Raw genomic sequence first — 20,030 nt, forward strand, 5'->3', positions numbered from 1 at the left:
GCCGCGTCCCGCGTGGTGCGGGGGGCGGAGGGGGGGCAGCGTGTGCGGCCCGGCGGGGGGGGGTTGGTGTGGGGGTGGGTCGGGGGGGTGTTGGTGTGGGGGGGGGGGGGGGGCACCGGGCGGGTCCCCCCCCCCTCCCCGCCCCCGTCGGCCGATCAGAGCCGCGAAAGCTCCTCCACCAAGTCGTCGAGACCCAGCGAGCCCTGCGAGAGCGCGGCCATGTGCCACTTCTTCGCGTCGAAGGAATCGCCGTGCGCCTTCTGCGCGTTGGCGCGGCCCGTCAGCCAGGCGCGCTCGCCGAGCTTGTAGCCGATGGCCTGGCCCGGCATCGAGAGGTAGCGGATCATCTCGCTCGCGACGAAGGCTGCCGGGCGGCTGCTGTGCGCGGCGAAGAACTCGTGCGCGAGGGCCGGGGTCCAGCGCTCGCCCGGGTGGAAGGGCGAGTCGGCCGGGATCTCCAGCTCCAGGTGCATGCCGATGTCGATGATGACGCGGACCGCGCGCATCATCTGCGCGTCGAGGTAGCCGAGGCGCTTCTCGGGCGTGTCGAGGTAGCCCAGCTCGTCCATGAGGCGCTCGGCGTACAGCGCCCAGCCCTCGACGTTCGCGGAGACCATGCCGATGCCCGCCTGGTAGCGCGAGAGGCTGTCGGCGACGTGTGTCCACTGCGCGAGCTGGAGGTGGTGGCCGGGGACGCCCTCGTGGTACCAGGTCGACGTCAGGTCGTAGACGGGGAAGCTCGTCTCGCCCATCGTGGGCAGCCACGTGCGCCCCGGGCGCGAGAAGTCCTCGGAGGGTTCCGTGTAGTACGGGGCCGCCGCGCTCCCGGCGGGGGCGATGCACGCCTCGACCTTGCGGACCCGGTCGGCCAGCTCGAAGTGCGTGCCGTCCAGCTGCTCGATCGCCTCGTCCATGAGGCCCTGGAGCCACTGACGGGCCTCTTCGACGCCCTCGATACGGGTGCCGTGCTCGTCGAGGTGCGCGAGCGCGACCCACGGCGTCTCCGCCCCTGCCAGCACCTTCTCGGCCTCGGTGCGCATCTCGGCGAGCAGCCGGTGGAACTCGGACCAGCCGTAGGCGTACGCCTCGTCGAGGTCCAGGTCGGCGCCGTTGAAGCTCCGGGCCCAGCGCGCGTAGCGCTCGCGGCCCACGACGGCCGGGGCGTCGGCGATTTCGGGCGCGTACTCGTCGCGGACCCAGTCCCGCAGCGCGACGACGGCGGCCGTGGCGCCGCGCGCGGCCTCGTCCAGCTCGGCGCGCAGCGCCTCGGGCCCGGCGGCGGCGAAGTCCTCGAACCAGCCGCGGCCCTCGCCCGCCCACTCGGTGAGCTGCTCGACGAAGGTCGCGGTCGGCTCGGGCTGCGCGGGCAGGTCGCGCTCCAGGCCGAGTGCGAGCGACTCCTGATAGCCCTCCAGCGCCGCGGGGACGGCGCGCAGGCGCGCGGCGATCGCGCGCCAGTCCTCCTCGGTCGCGGTCGGCATCAGCGTGAAGATGTCCCGTACGGGGTGGGCGGGGGTGTTCATGTTGCCGACGGTGCGCAGGTGCTCGCCCGCCTCGTGGACGGCGAGTTCGGCGGTGAGGCGCTCGCGGAGCAGGCGGGCGCAGCGCCGCTCGATGTCGCTGTCGGCGCCCGGCGCCCGCTCGGCCTCGGCGAGCCGGTCCAGGGTGGTACGGGCGAGCGCGGCGAACGCCTCGGCCCCGGTGGGGGAGAAGTCGGGCAGCCGCGTGGCGCTCTCGGCGACACCGAGGTACGTACCGGTGATCGGGTCGAGTGCGACGAGGTCGTCGACGTACGCGTCGGCGACCTCGCGGGGGAGCGGGGTCTTCGTCTCTGGCATGCGCTCATCTTGGTACCTGACGGCGGGCGGTGTCATCCGGGTGGCGGCCCCGGGGCGTCCGCTTTCCGGACGGGTTGCCGAAAGGTGCGGGGCGAAAGCGGCCCTTCCCGGGCGCAATCGGGCCCGGGGCGCAGGTGCCCCGGGCCCGATTCGTACGCGCGCGGCTCAGGCGTTCCCGCGCCGCTCGCCCACCGAGCCCCGTGCCCGTTCGTACTTCACCGCGTCTGGTACGTACCCGGCGAGGCGTGCCGTGATCACGAGGGTGCCCTCCTCGATCTGGTAGTCCAGCGGCAGCCCGAGGCCGCGCATCGCCGCGACCATGCCGGTGTTGGAGGCCTGCGTCACCGCGTACACGCTGTCGGCCTCCGCTTCGGCGGCCATCGCGACGAGCCGTTCGAGGAGCCGCGAGCCGACGCCCTTGCGCTGCCAGGCGTCCTCCACGAGCAGCGCGACCTCCGTCTCCTCGCCGTCCCACAGCAGGTGCCCGAGCGCGACGAGCCGCCCGGAGGCGGTCCGCGCCGCGAGGGTGCGGCCGTGCCGGGGGCTGAGCAGGTGCGCGAGGTAGCGGTCCGCGTCGCGCACCGGGCCGTGGTAGCGGCGGGCGAGAGTCGCGGGGGAGCAGCGGGCGTGGAGCTCCTTCGCCTCGTCCAGGTCCCCCTGGCCGGCCCGTTCGACCGTGACGGCCTCGCCACGCGGCAGCGTGTACACCTCGGCGCCGCCGGGGAGCCGGGGGCCGAGCCGCGCGTCGAGGGCGAGGAGCGCGCGGGCGCGCGCGAACTCGGTCGGCGTGAAGGGCAGGTAGGCCCGTTCGGCGGTGACGACGTCTCCTTCGGGGGTGTGCAGCCGCAGGACGGTGCCGGGACCGCCCTCGCCGTCGTGAATGCCCTCCGCCCCCTGCGCCGCCTTCCCGGCGGGCAACGAGCGGATCGCGCAGCGGCCGAGCAGCTCGCGCAGCGCGAGGGGGAGTTCGGCCGGGTCGAGCGCGGTGCGCGTGGCGAGGTGGAGGATGCGCGCGGGCGGGTCCACGAGGTCGTGGGCGTCGGCCCGCTCGATCCACGTGCCGCTGCCGCCCGCCGCGGCGACGGCGCGGGTCAGCGCGCTCGCCTCCAGGCTCGCGGGGGCGCGCAGCGAGAACTCGTCGACGGTGCCCTCGGCGAGCGGGTGGGTCTGGAGACTGAGGATGTCGACGCGGTGCCGCGCGAGCGCCCCGCACAGCGCGGCGAGCGAGCCGGGCTCGTCGCGCACGGTGGTGCGCATCCGCCACAGGACGGTCCCTCCACCGTGCTCCCGGGCGACCGGCTCAGCGGCGGCACCGGTATCCGCACCGGTGCCTGTATCCGTACCGGTGCCTGTATCCGCACCGCTACCGGTATCGAGCGGGGGAGGAGCGTGTCCATGGCGCCGTGACCACCACACGTGGAAACCGGCCGTCGCGGCGAGCAGTACCGCCGAGGTGATCAGCAGCTCGGGCCCCCCGGGTCCGTGCGCGACGGTGTTGGCGACCGCGTCGGCGACGGCGACGGCGGTGAAGAGCGCGGCCAGCTCGACGAGTTCGCGGCGCCAGTGGCGGGGGCGCGGGGCCGCCTTGTGCACAGAGGTCTCAGCATTCATGCGCTCAGCCTTGGGCACGGGTGTTGCGCGACAACGAACGCTTTGTGACTGATCGGTTAAGTATCGTTCCGATCCGGAACGCGCGGATCTGGTCCGTTGCATCCGGTAATGACGGGAAAGGAATCCCTTGGCTCTCTTCGTGATCGAGCGCGGCAGTACGCTCCCGGCGGCCCGCGCCTGGGACCTGCTCACCGACTGGCGCCGGCACGGGCGCGTCGCCCCGCTCACGGCGGTACGGGTAGGGAGCGGGCCGCCCGGCGGCGGGCTCGGCACGGTCTTCGTCGCCAGGACCCGTATCGGCCGCCTCGGCTTCGACGACCCCATGGAGGTCACCGTGTGGCGGCCCCCGGCGGCGGACACCCCCGGCACGTGCCGTCTCGACAAGCGCGGCCGCGTCTTCACGGGCTGGGCCCTCGTCGAGGTCCTGCCCCACGCGGCGGGCTGCCGCGTCCGCTGGACGGAGGACATCAGCCTGCGCGGACTCCCGCGCGCGGCCGACCCCCTGACCCGGCGCGCCGCGGCGGCGGTCTTCGGGCGGGCGGTGGACCGGCTGCTGGTGGCGGACGAGGAGTGAGCGCACGGTCCGCGCGGCACGTGCTTTTCGCGCGCCCGCCGCCCGCCGCCGCGCTCGCGAGGCAGGTGCGGGGCGCACGTCGCGGCCGTGCGGGACCGGGCCCGCAGTGGTGACAACGGGCACTGCCTCAGCGGGGGCCCGGCGTGCGAATCTCGATCGCGCCGCCGCTTCCGGTGGTCCCGCACCGCACCGAGGGAGGCCGCGTGAACCCCGAGTACGCCGCGTACGCCGCCGCGCATCCTCTCTTCTACGACGCGACGCACCACGCGCAGGCCGGTCCCCCGGCACAGCAGGGCGCCGAGGACTACGCCGCCGCGCTCGGCACCGTACCGCCCGGCTGGGAGGAGGCGCGGCGTGGTGACTGGCGCTCGCTGGCCCCCGCCGGTGCGCACGTGCCGCCGCAGGGCTGGAAGATCCACGTCTCCGCGAGCCTGGAGGCGGCGCCCCGAGTCCTCGCGAGAACGGCCCGGCTCTGCTTCGCCCGCCGCGTCCCGTTCAAGTTCGTGCCCACCCCCACGCTGCTGCTCCTGCGCAACGGGAAGTACGCGGACCGCGCGGGCAGCGGCAAGTTCCTCACCCTCTACCCGCCGTCACCCGAGGACTTCGAGCCCCTGTGCCGGGACCTCGCCGCCGCGCTCGACGGCGAGCCCGGGCCGTACATCCTGAGCGACCTGAGAATCGGCCCGGGACCCGTGCACGTGCGCTACGGGGCCTTCGCGCCGCGCTTCTGCCCCGGACCCGACGGGCTCCCCGTGCCCGCCGTCGCCGACCCCGAAGGCACCCTCGTCCCCGATCCGCGCGGCCCCGTCTTCACCGTGCCCGCCTGGGTCACCCCGCCCCCCTTCCTCGCCCCGCACCTCGCGGCGCGTACCGCGGCGGGCGCCGACGGCATCCCGTACGACATCGAGGGCGCGCTGCACTTCTCCAACGGCGGCGGCGTGTACCGCGCCAAGGACCCGCGCACGGGCCGGCGCCTCGTCCTCAAGGAGGCGCGCCCCCACGCCGGGCTCGCCGCCGACGGCACCGACGCCGTGACCCGCCTGGCGCACGAGGAGGACATGCTGCGCGCCCTCGCCGGGCTCGACTGCGTGCCCGCCGTGCACGAGCACCTGGCCGTGGGCGAACACCGCTTCCTCGTCATGGACTTCGTGCCCGGTACGACGCTCAACACGCTCTTCGCCCGCCGTTTCCCGCTCTCGCGCTCCGCACCCGGCGAGGCGGCGCTCGCCGAACACGCCGCGTGGGCCGAGCGGATGCACCGCCTGGTCACCGAAGCCGTCGCCGCCGTCCACGGGCGCGGGGTGGTCATGGGCGATCTGCACATGAGCAACGTCATGGTGAGCGAGGACGAACAGCGCGTCGTTCTGCTCGACTTCGAGGCAGCCTCCCGCGCGGCCGACGCGGTCCGGCCCACCGTCGCCAACCCCGCCTTCGCCGCCCCCCGGGACCGCACCGGACAGGCCGTGGACACCTACGCCCTCGCCTGCCTGCGCCTCGCCCTCCACCTCCCCCTCACGACGCTCTTCGGCCTGGACCGCGGCCACGCCACGCGCCTCGCCGACGCGGTCGCGGAGACCTTCCCCGTACCGCGCGCCTCGCTCGACACGGCCGTACGGGAGATCGAGGGAGCGCCGGACCCCGGCGACCGGGAGCCCGCGCCGTCGCCGGACGCGGTGTCCCTCACCTCCTGGCCGCGTGCCCGCGACCTCCTCGTCCGCGCGCTGCTCGCCTCCCGCACCCCCGAACGCGGCGACCGCTGCTTCCCCGGGGACATCGCGCAGTTCGCCTCCCCCGCCGGTGGCGCGAGCCTCGGCCACGGCACGGCGGGCGTGCTGCACGCCCTCGACGCGGCGGGCGAGCGATGTCCGGAGGCGGAGGAGTGGCTGCTCGCGCGGACGAAGGCACCCGCCTCGGGCACCCCCTGCGGCCTCTACGACGGACTGGCCGGGATCGCCTGGACCCTCGACCGCCTCGGCCACCCCCAGGAAGCCCTCGACCTCGCCGCCCTCGTCGCCCGGGAACCCCTGCACGCCCTGCCTCCCACACTGCACGGCGGACAGGCCGGCATCGCCCTCGTCCTCGGCACTCTCGCCGCCCGCGCGGACAGCGCGCAGGCAGCGCCGCTGCGCGCCGCCGCCGCGCGCTGCGCCGAAGCCGTCGCCCACTCGGTGCGCGAGGCGGCGGCCCGGGAGAAGAGACCGGCGGGCAGCCGGGCCGGACTGCTCCACGGCGCCTCCGGAGCCGCGCTCCTGCTCATCCGCCGGTACGAGGAGACGGGCGACACCGCGGCTCTCGACCTCGCCGCCACCGCACTGCGCCTGGACCTCGCGCACTGTCGGCCCGGGGCCGACGACGCCCTGCTCGTGGTCGAGGGCAAACGCACCATGCCGTACCTCGGCGGGGGCAGCGCGGGCCTCGCGATGGTCCTCGACGACTACCTCGTCCACCGGCCGGGCGACCCGCTCGCCGCCCACCGCGCACCGCTGCGCCGCGCGGCGACCTCCCGCTTCTACATCCAGCCCGGTCTCTTCCGCGGCGTCGCGGGGCTCGTCCTGCACCTCGCCCGCACCCCGGCGGGCGATCCGCCCGAGCGGCGCCGCGTCATCGAGCGGCACCGCGCGCTCCTGACCCACCAGGCCCTGCCCTACGCGGACGGCCTCGCCTTCCCCGGCGAACAACTCCTTCGGCTCTCGATGGACCTCGCCACCGGGACAGCGGGCTGCCTGCTCGCCCTCGGCAGCGCGTACGCACCGGAACCCGCCCGGTTCACGCTGCCCTACCTGCCGCCACCGCGGCCCACAGACGGCCCCCGCCCGGGGGCCGGAGCCACCACCAGGTGATCACTCCACCGGCCGGACGGCGGACCGCTCCTTGCCGTCGCCCGACCCCGTTCCGAAAGGAACCGTGCCATGGCACTGCTCGACCTTCAGGTGATGGAGACCCCCGAGGAAGAGGGCTTCCAGGACATCGCCACCGGCAGCCAGGTGAGCCTCCTCATCTGCGAGTACAGCTCCCTGAGCGTCACCCTCTGCACCCCGTGACGCAGCCCCGCCCGGAGTGAGGCACGGGGCACCGGCCGCCTGGCGGCCGGTGCCCCGTCGCCGTACCGCGCCGCGGACCCTCCGGGGGAACTCCGCCCGTTTTCCCGCGCGCCGCCCACCGTCCAGGAGGGACACCGCGTGTCACCCACCCGACCCGGCGAACGGTCGCCCGGCCCGCCCACCGCGCTCCCGCTCACACTCCGCGCCGCCGCCCCCGTCGCCGTCCTGCTCTGCTCCCTCGGCGCGGCACTCGCCGCCCTCGCCCTGCCCGCGCTGCTCGGCTCGACGCTGTCACGGCTCGTCGCCGGCGGCCCCGTGCCGTGGACCGGCATCCGGTGGTGCCTCGCGCTCACCGCCGCCGAGGTCCTGCTCGACGCGGCCGTCGCCGCGCTCGGCGGCGCGGCGAGCGCCACCCGCACCACCGGCCTGCGCGCCCTTCTCCTGGGCCGCGTTCTCATGGCCGCGCCCGACGACCCGGACCTGCCGCGCCCCGGTGACCTCGCGACCCGCCTCACCGCGAACACCGCCGAAGCCGCGACCGTGCCCGTCACCCTCGCGAGCGCCGTCCCCGCGGTCCTGCTGCCGCTCGGCGGCCTCGCGGGCGTCCTCCTCACAGATCCGTGGACCGGGCTGGCCCTCCTCGCCGGGTTCCCCGCCGTCGCCGCGCTGCTGCGGGTCTTCACGACCGGCACCGCGGAAGCGGGCGCCCGCTACCAGCACACGCAGGCGGTCCTCGCCTCACGCCTCACCGAGGTCCTGGAGGGTGCCGAGACGGTACGGGCCGCGGGCACCGCGCGCCGCGAGTTCGCCCGCGTCACCGCGCCGCTCGCCGAGCTCGCCGCGCACGGGCGCACCACCTGGCTGCTGTACGGGCGGGCCGCCGGGCGCGCGGGCGTCCTGCTCCCACTGCTCACCGTTCTCGTCCTCACCGTGGCCGGGCTGCGGCTCGCCGCCGGGGCACTCGACATCGGCGCGCTCGTCACCGTCACCCGTTACACGGCCCTCGCCGTGGGCATCGGCACGGTCACGGGCGCTCTCGGCGCCCTCGCGCGGGGCCGGGCGGCCGCCGGACGGCTCGCACCGCTGCTCGCCCTCCCCGCCCCGCCCTCCGGGAGCGCGCCGCTGCCGCCCGGCGGCGGGGCCCTCGCGCTGCGCGGCGTGGGCCTGCGCCGCGAGGACGCCGACGTGCTGCGCGGCATCGATCTCGACGTCGCCGCGGGCGAGTACCTCGCGGTCGTGGGGCGCTCGGGCACGGGCAAGTCGCAGTTGGTGGCGCTCGCCGGGGGACTCGTCGCCCCCAGCGCGGGACGGGTGCTCCTCGACGGCGCCGACCTGCGCGACCTCGCCCCCGAAGCCCTGCGTCGCGCCGCCGCGTACGCCTTCGAACGGCCCGTGCTCTTCGGCGACACGATCGCGGACGCGCTCGCCTTCGGCGCCGCACGAGCCGACGGCGACACGGTGCGCGCCGGTGCCCGGGCCGCCGCGGCCCACGCTTTCGTCCAGGCCCTGCCCCACGGGTACGCGACCCCCGTCGACGCGGCTCCGCTCAGCGGAGGCGAACACCAACGCCTCGGCCTCGCCCGCGCCTTCGCCCACCAGGGCCGTCTTCTCGTCCTGGACGACGCGACCTCGGCACTCGACACGCTGACCGAGCGCGAGGTCCACCGGTACGTGGCCCGCCTCCCCGTCACGCGGCTGCACGTCACCCACCGCGCCGCCGTCGCGGCCCGCGCCGACCGCGTCCTGTGGCTCGACGCCGGACGGGTCCGCGGCTGCGGCCCGCACGCCGAGCTGTGGCACGACCCCGCCTACCGCGAGGTCTTCGCGGGCGGACCGCCCGCACGGACCGGCGACCCGGATACGGGTGCACCGCCCGCGCGGACCGGCGACCACGGCGGACCCGCGTGCTGAGGCCCGGGGGCCCGTGGGCCCGCGTCGGCCGCGCCGCGCGTCCCTACCTCAAGCAACGGCGCCGGGACCTCCTCCACCTCGCGGGCTGGTCGCTCGTCGAGTCCGCCCAGACCTTCGCGAGCGGGTACGCCCTCGCCCGCGCGCTCGACGCCGGGTTCCTCGCCGGGCGTACGGGGACCGGACTCGCGTGGCTGGGGTGCGCCGCCCTCGCCGCCCTCCCGGCGGGACCCGCGCAGAGCGGCGTCTTCCGCGGGCTCGCCGCACTCGTGGAGCCGCTGCGCGACGGACTCGTGCGGCGCGCGGTCTCCGGAGCCCTCGGCGCGGCGCTGCGCGGAGAGCTGCCCGAGCGCGCCCGTACCGCCGCCGTCTCGCGCGTGACCCATCAGAGCGAGATCGCCAGGGACGGCTGGGCCGGTCTCGTCCTGTCCCTGCGGTCCTTCGTCTTCACGACGGCCGGGGCACTCGCCGGACTCGCCGCGCTCGCCCCGCCGTTGCTCCTCGTCCTGCTCCCGCCCCTCGTCCTCGGGCTCGTGCTCTTCCTCCTCACCCTCGTGCCCACCGCGGCCCGGCAGCGTGCCCTCCTGGGCGCGGACGAGGAGTACGCGGCGCTCGCCGGGCACGCCGCCTCCGGACTGCGCGATCTCGCCGCGACGGGCGGCGGCCACCTCGTCGCCGCGCACGCCGCGCGCGTCGCCGCCGTCCAGGCGGCGGCCGCACGCTCCCTCGCCCGCTGGTCGGCGGTACGCGTCCTCGCGCTCGCGCTCGCCGGTCGCGTACCTCCCCTGCTGCTCCTCGTGACAGCCCCCTGGCTGCTGCGCCGCGGCCTCACCCCGGGGGAACTGGTCGGGGCGCTCGCGTACCTTTCGCAAGCCCTGCTCCCCGCGCTCCAGTCGCTCATGACGGCGCTCGGCACCGCCGGGGGGCGTCTCCTCGTCGTCCTCGACCGCTTCGCGGTCCCGCCCCCGCCGCTGCCCGCCCCACAGCGCCGCGCGCCCGCCCGCCCCCGCCCGGGGCCCCTCCTCGAACTGCGCGGGGTCTCGTACGCGTACGGGCCGGGCGCCCGCCCGGTGCTCGACCGCCTCGACCTCGCCCTCGGCCCCGGGGAACGGCTCGCCGTCATCGGCCCGAGCGGAGCGGGCAAGTCGACGCTCGCCGCGCTCGCCGCGGGGGTCCGCGTCCCCACCGCCGGACAGGTCCTCTGGCACGGTCGCCCGCCCGGCGACACCGATCCCGGGCTCTTCCGCACCCTCGCCCCCCAGCAGGCGTACCTGCCCGAGGGCACGCTCCGCGAGGCCGTCGCCTACCTGCGCCCGGACGCGGACGACTCGGCGCTCGCGGCCGCGGCGCGGGCCGTCGGGCTCGAAGCGGTGCTGCGGGCCGTGGGGGGCTGGGACGTACCGGTGCGGGCGGGCCGGCTCTCGCCCGGTGAGCGCCAGCTCGTCGCGCTCGCCCGCGCCTGGCTCTCGCCCGCCCCGCTCCTCGTGCTCGACGAGGCCACGAGCCACCTGGACCCTCTGGCCGAACTGCGCGCCGAGCGCGCGCTCGCCGCGAGACCCCGTACGACCCTCGTGCTGGTCGCGCACCGCCCGGCGACCGCCGCGCGCGCCACCCGGGTACTGCTCCTCGACGGCGCCCGCACCGACTGCGGCACGCCGGGGGAACTGGCCGCCCGCTCGGCCCTCTTCCGTGAGCTGACGGGCGCGACCGCACCCCCCGCCTCACAGCCAGCCGGCCTCCTTGGCGAGCCGGATGGCGTCCAGCCGGTTGCGCGCGCCGGTCTTGCGGATCGCCGCCGCGAGGTAGTTGCGGACCGTGCCGGCCGCGAGGTGCAGGCGCCCCGCTATCCCGGCCACCGACTCGCCCTCGGCGGCGAGCCCGAGGACGCGTAGCTCCCGGTCCGACAAGGGGGACTCGGCGACCCGGAGCAGGCCGAAGGCCAGCGTCTCGTCCAGGTGCCGCCCCCCGGCGGCGACCTTGCGCACCACGGCGGCGAGGTCCCCCGTCTCGCCGTACTTGTCCACGTACCCGCCCGCGCCCGCGTGGAAGGCGCGGCGCAGGTCGCCGGGCCGCTCGCCCTTCGTCAGGATGACGAGCGAGCCCGCGTCCTCCGCCGCGCGGGAGGAGCGGAGGGTCTCTATCTCGGTGAGCAGGCCCAGGGAACCCGGACAGTCGAGGTCGAGGACGTAGACGTCGGGAGGGCAGGTATCGGCCGCCCGTCCCACCTCGCCGGGACCCGCCGTCTCCACGTGCAGATCCGTGTCGGCCGTGAGCAGGGCCCGCAGCGCGACCCGCCAGAGCGGGATCTCGTGCACCAGCAATATCTTCGTGCGAAGCGGCACCCGGAACTCCCCTGGCTTCGTGTGACCGGGGCGGCTCCCGCCCGGTACCGATCAGTTCACCGGAGCGGGTGCCCGCGCGTGCGCGATAGCCACGCATTGGCCGGAACGGGACGAGGCGGGGGCGGCGCGTGAATGCGCGGAACGCGCGCCCCGTGCGCCCCCTGAGGAGCCTGGTGCGGCGGACGGGGTCCGGGACGGGCCCGCCCGCCGTCAGGAGGCGGAGCCGTCCGGGACCGGCGCCGCGGGCCGGGCGGGGCCGGGCACGGCGGCGCCGGGGACGGCCTCCGCGGCGGCCGCGTCCGTGCCGTCCACGGCCCGGCGCGGCAGCGTGAACGTGATCCGGGTCCCGGGTCCCTCGGCCGGGGCGAGGGCGATGGTCCCGCCGTGGTACTCCACGACCTTCTTGCAGATCGCGAGACCGATGCCGCTGCCCGGATAGGTGTCCTTGGTGTGCAGACGCTGGAAGATGACGAAGACGCGTTCCGCGTACTCCGGTTCGATGCCGATCCCGTTGTCAGCGACGGTGAACCGCCACGCGTCCCCCTCGGGCGCGACGCCCACGCGGATCTCGGGCGTGCGGTCGGGGGAGCGGAACTTCACGGCGTTCGAGAGCAGGTTCTGCCAGAGCATCCCGAGTTGCGTCGGGTCCCCCGTGACGGCGGGCAGCGCGTCTCGCGTGACCCGGGCCCCGGCCTCGTCGATCGCCATCCCGAGCGTGTCGAGGGTCCGGCCGACCAGGGCGTCGAGGTCGACGGGCTCGTGCTTGTCGGTCAGGCGCCCGATACGCGAGAAGGCGAGCAGGTCGTTGATGAGGACCTGCATCCGGTTGGCGCCGTCCACCGCGAAGGCGATGTACTGATCGGCGCGGGCGTCGAGTTCGCCCGCGTAACGGCGCTGGAGCAACTGCGTGAAGCTGGAGACCTTCCGGAGCGGTTCCTGGAGGTCGTGCGAGGCGATGTAGGCGAACTGCTCCAGCTCCTCGTTGGAGCGCCTGAGATCGGCGGTCTGCTCGTCCAGGAGCAGGCGCCGCTGTTCGCTCGTGGCCAGCTCGGCGGCCAGCCGGTGGCGCATCGACTCGACGTCCGAGCCGAGGCGACGCAGGTCGGCGGGGCCCGAGACCCTGATGCGGTGGGCGAAATCGCCCCGTGTGACCCGCCCGGTGTCCGCGCTGAGCCGGTCGAGCGGGTCCGTCACACCGCGCCGCAGCCCCTCGAACACGGCGAGGGCGAGCAGCACGAGGAGCACCCCGATCGCGAGGAAGACGCCGTCGCGCAGCCGCTCGGCGGCCCGCAGCTCCTCGACCGCGTCGGCGCGCGCCGCCCGCAGGTGGTCCTGCTGGGTCGTGAGCGCCCGGCGCACCGCGTCGAAGGCGGACTTGCCCTCGGCGGCGCGCGCCGCGGCGAGCGGCACCGGGTCCCCGCCGGGAGCGGCGGCCACGGGGCGGGCGATCCGCTCCTGCCACGCGCGGGTGCGGGCGAGGACACGGTCGAGGTCGGCGCGGTTGCGCCCGTCGCCCTCGACCAGCGAGCGGAGCCGGGCGGCGGCGGTCTTCTCGTCCGCGAGGCCGCGCTCGTACGGCTCCAGGAAGCGGCGCTCGCCCGTGAGGCCGTACCCGCGCACGCCCGTCTCCTGGTTGACGAGCGCGGCCTCCAGGCGGACCGCGTTCGTCAGCGCGGGGGAGTGCCCGTCGACCAGCGTGCCGGTGAGCGAGGACGCCCGCCCCATGGCCCAGACACCGACGCCGCCGAGGAGCGCCAGGACGACCAGCGCCACCGCCCCGCCCACCCGGACCCACTGCCGGGTCGTCCATCTCGACGGCCGCCCGGTGGACGGGGCGTCGTGGTGCGGGGGTGCGGTCATCGCGGAAACTCCTCGGGCATCCGTGTGGCCGCTCGGAACGAACGCGGCGCAGGTACTGTAGCGCCACGACAACTCTTGTTGTCACGCCCGGTTCCCTTTCCGTAGAGTGGCGGTCATGCCAGGCGTTCACTTCTCCTTGCGCATGTCCGAACCGGAACTGGAAACGCGGGTCACCGAGGAACTCGCGGCCCTCGTCGAACACCTCGTGCCCGAGGTCTTCGCCTTCGTGCCCGTGCCGGAGGACGAACCCCCCGAGGCGGAGCGGACACCGGAGCGGGCACGCGCCCTGGCACACCTGCACCTCCTCACCCACATCCAGCAGGCCGCCCTCCGCCTGGAGGCCGGTACGGCGCACGAGGCCGCCCGCGCCGGAGCCGGATACCCGCAGATCGGCCGGGCTTCCGGACTCACCCGGCAGGGGGCACGGCGCCGCTGGCCCGGCCTCTCCACCCCGACCGCCGACCCCGACCCGAGCACCGGAGACCCCGATGATGATCGCCCCTGACCGCCCTTATGACGTGCTGCTGGTCGAGGACGACGAGGCCGACGCACTCCTGATCGAAGACGCCCTCCTCGCCCGCGGTGCCCGGAACCTGACACAGGTGCACGACGGCGTCGCCGGTCTCGACTACCTCCGCGATCGCGGCAACACGCGTCCTGACCTGATCGTGCTCGACCTCAACATGCCGCGCATGAACGGCCGTGAACTGCTCGCCGTCATCAAGCAGGACGAGGAACTGCGCACGATCCCGGTCGTGGTGCTCACCACCTCCTCGGCGCCCGACGACGTGAGCGGCGCCTACCGCCAGCACGCCAACGCCTACGTCACCAAGCCCGTCAACCTGGACGACTTCGAGCGCGCCGTGCAGAGCATCGACGCCTTCTACCTGGAGACGGTCGTCCGTCTGCCCCGGCCCTGAACCAGCCACCGTGGCCGAGGGACCGCCCCCCGACGGGCGGGGGGGTCCTCGGCCGGGGTCCCCTCGGGCGGGGTCGCCGTTAACCTGCGGGGAATGGACCTCCTGCCCCCGTTCGACGTGCCCCCGACCGCCACCGCGACAGCCCTCCGCCTGCGCCCCTGGACCGGGGCCGATCTCACCGAACTGGCCCGCGTCTTCCCGCTGCCGGGCACGCCCGGGGAGTGGCTGGCAACCGAGACGCGCGGTCGCGCGGCGGGGGAGAGACAGGGCTTCGCGATCCGGGCCCGGGGGCGGGGGAGGGCGCCGCGCCTGGTCGGCCACCTCGTGCTCAAGACCCCCGCCTCGGGCCCCTGCGAGGTCGGCTACTGGACGGCCGCGGCCGCACGGGGCGCCGGAGTGGCGACGCGGGCGCTGCGCGCGCTGACCACCCACCTCCGCGAAGAGACGGACGTGCCCGAAGTGCGCCTGCTCCACCAGGAGGACAACACCGCCTCGTGCCGCGTCGCGGAGAAGAGCGGCTACGCCTTCAGCCACGTCCTGCCGGCCTTCCCGCCCGCCTTCCCTCGCGACGGGCACGTGCACGTACGGCACCTGACGGCCTGACACCCACCGCTCCGCGCAGCCCTCCGGAAGAAGTTCACCCGCCGTTCCCCCGCACGCCCCGGCGCCCATGGGGGCGGCGGCGGGCACACTGCGGCCCTTACCGACAGGCCGCCCCGAGGAGAGCAAGCGATGCGCGATGCCGTCCCCCCGAACGCCGCTTCCCCAGTCCCCGCTTCCGGTGAGCCGGCGCCCCCGGTGCGTGCCGTCACCCGCGCACCGGGCCCCGCCGCACTCCGTACCGGCCCGGCCCACGCGTCACCCCCGTACCGCCGCGCGGGTCACGGCTTCAGGATCAGCCGTACCGGGGCCGGGCCGCCCGTCTTGTGGAGGAGGCGGTCGACAGCCTTCGGGGCCTCGCTCAGCGGCAGGACCTCGCTGATCGAGCGCGCGAAGTCGAGACGGCCGAGCGCGGCGAGCCGCACGAGCTGGTCGACGTGGGCGTCCGAGGAGCCGTAGTGGCCCAGGATCTGCTGCTGGAAGTAGCTGAAGGCGGTGCCGTCCGGGATCGTCAGGGGCTTGTTGGTGAGGCCCACGAGGACGAGGCGGCCGCCCGGCGCGAGGCACGTGATGGCCTGCTCGCGCACGGCGGGGACACCCGCGAAGTCGAAGGCGGCGGCGAGACCGGCGCCCCGCGTCGCGGTGCGGACCTTCTGCCGCAGCTCCGGGTCGGCCGCGTCGAGCGCGAGGTCCGCGCCGAAGGCGAGCGCCCGCTCGCGGGCCTCGGCAGAGGGGTCCACGGCGATGACGGGTGCCGCGCCGATCGCGCGCAGGAGCTGGACGCCGTGCGCGCCGAGGCCGCCGACGCCCCACACGCCCACGGGCTGCGCGGGCCGCACGTCGCCGGTCGTCGTGATCGCGGCCCACGGGGTGGAGACCGCGTCGGGGATGATCGCCGCCTGTTCGAAGGAGACGTTGTCGGGGATCGCGAGGAGCGTCCCGGCGGTGGCCACCGCGTACTCGGCCCAGCCGCCGTCGTAGTCGACCCCGCGCGTCCACACGGCGCCGTCCCGGTGCTCACCGGCCTGGAGCAGCACGCGCTGCCCCGGCTCCCAGCCGGTCACGCCCGCGCCGGGCTTGGCGACGGTCCCGGACACCTCGTGCCCGAGCGTGACCTCGTCGCCCGGGAGGTAGAGCGGCGTGAGCGTGCCGTCGACGAGGTGCGCGTCCGAGAGGCAGACCCCCGCGGCCTCGACCTTGACGAGCACCTCACCCGCGGCGGGCTCGGGCGTGGGCACCTCCTTGACGGCGAAGGTGCGGGAAGGGATGTGAAGTCGTCCGGCGAGCATGCCGATCACCTGTCCTGACGTGTGCGAAAGAAATGTGGTGCTACGAACGCGGTACGGCGTCGAGCGCGGCCAGTGCCCCGGCGAGCGCGCCGACGGCGCTCTCGACCAGCGGACTCCGCAGCTCCTGCGGGCCGCCGGCCTCCCACCAGCGCAGACAGGCGTTGTCCACGTAGGCGAGGTAGCCGTCCACGACGAGGCGCACGGCGGCGTCCTCGGCGTCGAGGCCGAGCCGCGTGGTCACGCGCTCGTGGAAGGCGGCCCTGCCCCGGTCGCGCTCGGCGAGCGCTTCGGGCGGTACGGAGCCGGGGGCGCGCAGGAGCGTGGCCCAGCCGTTGGCGCCCTCGGCGATGAAGCCGAGGTAGACCCGCAGGCTCGCGCGCAGCCGGGCCCAGCCGTCCGTGCCCGGGCCGAGGTCCGCGTCGCACGCCGCGTCCCGCGCGAGCAGTTCGCGCAGTCCGTCGGTGACCATCGCGGCGTACAGCCCGGACTTGCTGCCGAAATAGCGGTGCGCGAGTGCTTCCGAGGCCCCGGCCGCGTGCGCGATCTCGGCGACCGAGACCTCGGTGTACGCCCGGCTGCGGAAGGCGGCGTGGGCCGCTTCGAGGAGCGCGGCGCGGCGCTCGTCCGCACCGAGCCGACGCCGTACCGGCCGGACGGTACGGTCCGGGTCCGGAGTGTCCTCCTTGGCGTTCATACGACCACCGTACCGCTTAGTGAGTCGGACTCAATAAGAGGCGGACGTGACCCCGCTCTCCTGGCGCGGGCGGTTCACGGCGGCCGGGTGAGGCGTCGGCTAGCGCGGTCCGGGGCGGCGCTCGTGCCGGGCGCGTGCCGCTTCGTGGGCCGTGCGGAGGAGCCCGAGGAGGGTGTCCGTGGTGCGGGGGCCGGGGTTCACGACGCTGAGCCAGCCCTGCGCCCCGTAGAGCGGGTGCGGGAAGAAGACGTCGGTGGCGGCGGGGTCGGCGGTGTCGCCGGGAGCGTGACGGCGCGTCGCGAGGCGGCCCGCGTGCACGTTGACGCGGTGGCGCCCGGGGGCGTCGAGGCGCGAGGAGGTGTCGCCCGGGTAGTCCTTGGTGATGACCGTGCCGTAGGGCTGGGTGTGGGCGGGGACGTGGCCGTCCGGCGCGTGGAAGAAGAAGGCGTCGCCGTGGGCGAGCGGCGGGAAGCCGCTGTCGGGGCCCGGTACGACGACGAGGGCGCCGTCGAGGAGGCGCACGGCCGCGAGGATGTGCTCGATACTCATGGTTCGAGCATGACCTTCGAGTGCTTCTGTGGGGTTCACCGATGAAGGACGCGGCGCCGCTGCGCACCGCCGAACTGGTCCGCCGCTCCGGCTACTCGTTCCAGCAGGTCCGTGACCTGGAACGACTCGGTGTGCTGCCGCCCGCGCCGCGCTCCGCGAACGGCTACCGCGAGTGGTCCGAGGTCCACATCCACGCCCTGCGCGCCTACCGGAACCTCGCCCACGCCCTCGGCCCCGTCGCGGCCCGCCGTCTCCTCACCGAGGCCCGCACCGCGCCGTTCGCCGAGGCGGCGGCGGCCGTCGGCGCGGCACACGCGGATCTCGCCCGCGCCCGCGAGGCGACGCTGCGCGCCCTGGAAGCGGTCCGTGCCCTCCGCGCGGAGGGCACGGACCCTGACGACGACGCCATGACGATCACCCAGCTCGCCGCCGCCCTCGGCGTGCGCCCCTCCACGCTCCGCTTCTGGGAACAGGAGGGACTGCTCACCCCCGACCGCGTCACCTCCCACGGCGCCCGCCGCTACCCCCAGCCCGCGATCCGGGCCGCCCGCGTCGTCGCCGTCCTGCGCGCCGCGGGCCACGGCATCCCGCGCGTGCGTGAACTCCTCGCGGCCCTGGACCGTTTCGACGGGACCGAGGAGGCCGCCCGCCTCCTGTCCGCCCGCCTCGACCACCTGGGCACGCGCATGCTGGCACTGCTGCGGGCGGGATCGGACGTGGCGGAGGTGGTGACACGGGCGGACGAGGCGACGGGTCCGCCCGCCTGAGCGCGCGCCGCCTCCTCACCTGGCCGTGCGGAACGCCTGTCCCGCCTCCGTCCAGGAGCCGTCCGGGCGGTAGAGCCCCGTGTTCGCCTCCCCGGCGGCGGAGGGGAGCCCGAACCAGGCGTAGCGCTGGAGCCAGGGCAGGGTGTCGAGCATCTTCGTCGCGGCGGTGAGGAACGCCGCCTGGTCGGCGGGGGAGGGGAAGCGGACGCCCCGCGAGAAGTCCGTGAGCGCGAACTCGGTGAGCCACACCGGCTTTCCGTACCTGCGGTGCACCGCCTCCAGATACGTCCTCAGCTGCTGGACCGCCGCCTCGGTACGGAAGTCGCCCCCGTACCAGTGCACCGCGACGAAGTCGACGCGGTAGCCGCGCTCCCGCGCCCCCGTCATGAACCGGTCGAGCCAGCCCCCGGGCGTGTCCCCGCCGTAGGCCACGGCCGGGCTGCCGAGGATCTTGCCGTGGGCCATGAGCTCGGGCCACAGGTCGAGGGCCCGTTCGACGGACAGGTTCGCCTGGCCGCCCATGTCCGGCTCGTTGAAGCCGAGCAGGTACGGGCCGTTCGCGCGCGCGGTCGCGAGGGTCGCGTCGTCCGTGTTCCTCTCGCCCCAGATCATCGGGACGAAGCCGGGCGCGCCCGAGTCCACGATCCCGCGCGGGCTCGCCGACCACGTGTAGTACCAGCGCGCCCCCGAGGCGGCGAGCCCCCGCTCGTCGCCGGGCGCGTCCCACACCCCGACCCCCTTGCGCGCCGAGGCGACGACGGCGGTCTCGGGAGCGCGGGACGGCAGCGCCCGCTTCGCGGGGGCAGGGCTCTTCTTCGCGGTGGTGCGGGGCGAGGGCGCGGGCTTCGCCGAGGGGGAGGGGGTGGGCGTGGGGCTGGGCGAAGTCGTCGACGGTACGGGGGTGTCGGGCGCGGAGCGTGGCGCGGGGGCCGCGCGGACGGACTCGCCCGCGGGTTCCGCGCCGCCGCTCAGGAGGAAGGGCGTCGCGACGGCGGCGGCCACGGCCGCGGCGGCGGCGCCGATCCCCACCGGGTTGTGGAACAGCCGCGCGGCCGTCCGCGGGCCCCGGTGCGCACCGCCCCGCCGGGGGGAGAGCGGAGCGGTGCGCGGGCCCGCCGCGGAGGCGGCGGGGGAGGGGTGGCCGGTGGGGAGGTGCGGGGGAGCGGAGGCGGTGGCCCCGTACCCGAGCAGGTGCGGCGCGTGCGCGGCGGGCAGCGGGAGCAGGGGCAGCCCCGCGAGGAGCCGGTCCATCGGCAGGAGCCGCCGCCCGTCGCCGCAGCGCGCGCAGCCGCGCACGTGGCGCGCGATCCGCTTGCGCCACAGCGGCGAGGGCGTCCCGTCCCAGCCGCCGAGCACCGCGTCGAGTTCCGCGCACTCGCCGCGCAGCGCGAGCGCGTGCACGACGGTGCGGGCCGTCTCCATCTGCTCCTTCATGCGCTGCACGCGCACCGCCGCGTGGCGCCGCGAGACGCCGAGTGCCTCGGCCAGTTCGGCGCGTTCCAGCTCGCCGGTCTCCTCCAGCCACCACAGCGCGAGCAGCGCGCGGTCGTCGCCGTCGAGCCAGCGGGTCGCCTCGGCGATCTCCCTGCGCTGGTCGGTCAGTCCGAGCCGCAGCACCGTCAGACCCACGAAGTCGGCGGCGGGGTCGGGCACTTCGGCGGCGCTCTCCCAGTCGGCGAGGTGCTGCCCGGCCGCGCGCAGTGCCCGCTCGCGGTCGCGTATGCGCCGTACCGCGATCGCCATGAGCCAGGAGCGGTAGGCGTGTTCGTCCCGGAGCTGGGGCAGCGCGCGCACGACGCGGAGCAACGTCTCCTGCACGACGTCGTCGACGTCGCTGTGCCCGTTGAGCGCGCGGCCCACGACGTTGTAGACGAGGGGCAGGCTCTCGGCGAGCAGTCGGTCGAGTGCCGCCGCGTCCCCGGCCCTGGCGGCACGCACCGTCCCGGCCCCGGGCCCGCTGTGACCGGTCTCCCGCATCTGGCTGCTCCTTCACGCGCTGTGCGGCACTCCGGCCGTGCCGCCCCGACTGGGAGACGG

General features: G+C 75.8%; 16 protein-coding genes and 1 pseudogene. 9 read left to right on the forward strand and 8 right to left on the reverse strand.

Annotated features, from left to right (window positions below):
- Positions 1–155: 155 nt before the first annotated feature.
- Together ACIP4O_RS15820 and ACIP4O_RS15825 are read right to left on the reverse strand one after the other, a co-directional pair.
- Positions 156–1,838: a DUF885 domain-containing protein gene (locus ACIP4O_RS15820; protein ID WP_401575023.1), complete on the reverse strand. Its 1,683-nt coding sequence runs from the start codon at positions 1,836–1,838 to the stop codon at positions 156–158.
- Between the two features lie 165 nt (positions 1,839–2,003).
- A complete protein-coding gene (locus tag ACIP4O_RS15825; protein WP_401575024.1) occupies positions 2,004–3,449 on the reverse strand; it encodes a GNAT family N-acetyltransferase in 1,446 nt (481 codons plus the stop codon).
- Between the two features lie 127 nt (positions 3,450–3,576).
- Between ACIP4O_RS15825 and ACIP4O_RS15830 the strand changes: the two genes are divergently transcribed.
- The 5 genes and pseudogenes from ACIP4O_RS15830 to ACIP4O_RS15850 form a co-directional block, all read left to right on the forward strand.
- Positions 3,577–4,023, forward strand: coding sequence for an SRPBCC family protein (locus ACIP4O_RS15830; protein ID WP_401575025.1), 447 nt, complete (start codon positions 3,577–3,579; stop codon positions 4,021–4,023).
- Between the two features lie 203 nt (positions 4,024–4,226).
- On the forward strand, positions 4,227–6,863 hold the full coding sequence (gene lanKC, locus ACIP4O_RS15835; protein ID WP_401575026.1) for a class III lanthionine synthetase LanKC: 2,637 nt from the start codon (positions 4,227–4,229) through the stop codon (positions 6,861–6,863).
- Positions 6,864–6,932: 69 nt separating this feature from the next.
- Positions 6,933–7,064, forward strand: a complete 132-nt coding sequence (locus tag ACIP4O_RS15840) for a SapB/AmfS family lanthipeptide (RefSeq protein WP_010272359.1) — start codon at positions 6,933–6,935, stop codon at positions 7,062–7,064.
- 138 nt (positions 7,065–7,202) lie between these two features.
- Positions 7,203–8,975 carry an ATP-binding cassette domain-containing protein gene (locus tag ACIP4O_RS15845; protein ID WP_401575027.1) on the forward strand — a complete coding sequence of 591 codons (1,773 nt, stop codon included), beginning with the start codon at positions 7,203–7,205 and terminating at the stop codon, positions 8,973–8,975.
- An 896-nt stretch (positions 8,976–9,871) separates the two neighbouring features.
- Positions 9,872–10,417 (forward strand): annotated as a pseudogene (locus ACIP4O_RS15850) (ATP-binding cassette domain-containing protein); the annotation flags it as partial.
- 276 nt (positions 10,418–10,693) lie between these two features.
- Here ACIP4O_RS15850 and ACIP4O_RS15855 read toward each other — a convergent pair.
- Both ACIP4O_RS15855 and ACIP4O_RS15860 read right to left on the reverse strand, forming a co-directional pair.
- Positions 10,694–11,314, reverse strand: coding sequence for a LuxR C-terminal-related transcriptional regulator (locus ACIP4O_RS15855; protein WP_401575028.1), 621 nt, complete (start codon positions 11,312–11,314; stop codon positions 10,694–10,696).
- A 210-nt stretch (positions 11,315–11,524) separates the two neighbouring features.
- Complete coding sequence (locus tag ACIP4O_RS15860; RefSeq protein ID WP_401575029.1) at positions 11,525–13,174, reverse strand: ATP-binding protein; 1,650 nt, start codon at positions 13,172–13,174, stop codon at positions 11,525–11,527.
- 115 nt (positions 13,175–13,289) lie between these two features.
- Between ACIP4O_RS15860 and ACIP4O_RS15865 the strand changes: the two genes are divergently transcribed.
- The 3 genes from ACIP4O_RS15865 (at position 13,290) to ACIP4O_RS15875 (ending at position 14,697) form a co-directional block, all read left to right on the forward strand.
- The gene (locus ACIP4O_RS15865) at positions 13,290–13,679 is read left to right on the forward strand and encodes a hypothetical protein (RefSeq protein ID WP_401575030.1); all 390 of its coding nucleotides are present in this window, start codon (positions 13,290–13,292) and stop codon (positions 13,677–13,679) included.
- Positions 13,663–14,094, forward strand: a complete 432-nt coding sequence (locus tag ACIP4O_RS15870) for a response regulator (RefSeq protein WP_361334335.1) — start codon at positions 13,663–13,665, stop codon at positions 14,092–14,094. The genes ACIP4O_RS15865 and ACIP4O_RS15870 overlap by 17 nt, the downstream gene beginning before the upstream one ends.
- Positions 14,095–14,187: 93 nt before the next feature.
- Complete coding sequence (locus ACIP4O_RS15875) at positions 14,188–14,697, forward strand: GNAT family N-acetyltransferase (protein ID WP_401575031.1); 510 nt, start codon at positions 14,188–14,190, stop codon at positions 14,695–14,697.
- Positions 14,698–14,975: 278 nt separating this feature from the next.
- On the opposite strand, the gene ACIP4O_RS15880 is transcribed toward ACIP4O_RS15875, so the two are convergent.
- The 3 genes from ACIP4O_RS15880 to ACIP4O_RS15890 form a co-directional block, all read right to left on the reverse strand.
- Positions 14,976–15,983, reverse strand: a complete 1,008-nt coding sequence (locus ACIP4O_RS15880; RefSeq protein WP_401575032.1) for a zinc-binding dehydrogenase — start codon at positions 15,981–15,983, stop codon at positions 14,976–14,978.
- 40 nt (positions 15,984–16,023) lie between these two features.
- Positions 16,024–16,677 (reverse strand): TetR/AcrR family transcriptional regulator, encoded by a 654-nt coding sequence (locus tag ACIP4O_RS15885; protein WP_401575033.1) that lies wholly within the window; start codon positions 16,675–16,677, stop codon positions 16,024–16,026.
- Between the two features lie 99 nt (positions 16,678–16,776).
- Positions 16,777–17,226 carry a DUF6194 family protein gene (locus ACIP4O_RS15890; RefSeq protein ID WP_401575034.1) on the reverse strand — a complete coding sequence of 150 codons (450 nt, stop codon included), beginning with the start codon at positions 17,224–17,226 and terminating at the stop codon, positions 16,777–16,779.
- 41 nt (positions 17,227–17,267) lie between these two features.
- Here ACIP4O_RS15890 and ACIP4O_RS15895 point away from each other — a divergent pair, with 41 nt between their 5' ends.
- Positions 17,268–17,993: a MerR family transcriptional regulator gene (locus ACIP4O_RS15895; protein ID WP_401575035.1), complete on the forward strand. Its 726-nt coding sequence runs from the start codon at positions 17,268–17,270 to the stop codon at positions 17,991–17,993.
- A gap of 15 nt (positions 17,994–18,008) precedes the next feature.
- On the opposite strand, the gene ACIP4O_RS15900 is transcribed toward ACIP4O_RS15895, so the two are convergent.
- Positions 18,009–19,970: a sigma-70 family RNA polymerase sigma factor gene (locus ACIP4O_RS15900; protein WP_401575036.1), complete on the reverse strand. Its 1,962-nt coding sequence runs from the start codon at positions 19,968–19,970 to the stop codon at positions 18,009–18,011.
- Positions 19,971–20,030 lie beyond the last annotated feature (60 nt).

This window comes from Streptomyces sp. NPDC088923, from assembly GCF_044749745.1.
Classification (GTDB): domain Bacteria; phylum Actinomycetota; class Actinomycetes; order Streptomycetales; family Streptomycetaceae; genus Streptomyces.